The 567-nt window shown below is 48.1% G+C and carries 1 pseudogene; it reads right to left on the bottom strand.

Annotated features, from left to right (window positions below):
• Positions 1 to 567 (bottom strand): annotated as a pseudogene (locus tag BHE89_RS26480) (RNA-guided endonuclease TnpB family protein); the annotation flags it as partial.

A 567-nucleotide genomic window follows, 5' to 3' on the forward strand; every position in this document is an offset into this window, starting at 1 on the left:
TCCAGTTTTACCAGATGGACGCCTTTTTCTGCGGCTTTATATTCCAGCTTTGTGATAAAACCATGCCAGCCTGCATCACCGATAGCGCGAGCCAGACAGTGGTTTTTCATCATATTCGCCGATTTCAGTGTCTCGACAATTACCGCTTGGTTTTCGTCAACAATTGCACGAGAGAGTTTGTGTTGAAAATCAGCACGGGCATTGGCTACCCGTTCGTGTACACCTGCAAGCTGTATTCGGGCTTTACGGCGATGAGCACTCCCTTTTTGCTTGCGAGATAAGGCTTTTTGTTTTTCGACGTAGGTGACGGCTGGCATTGATAAGGTGGCGCGGATTAGCAATCTTATTGCCGTCTGATTTGATGGCGTAATGACTCAGCCCCACATCAAGCTCCGTGATATTTGATATCAATGTTGGCTTTGCCGGTGCTTCTACCCCGTCATCACAGAGTAGTGACGCATAGTATTTTCCGGTTGCGCTGCGGCTCAGTGTGATACTTTTCAGCGCCCCCGTAATTTCACGATGTAAACGCGCTTCAATCGGTGCGATTTTCGGGATTTTTATCGC

Source organism: Shigella sp. FC1967 (assembly GCF_001743005.1).
In the GTDB taxonomy this organism is placed as follows: Bacteria; Pseudomonadota; Gammaproteobacteria; order Enterobacterales; family Enterobacteriaceae; genus Proteus.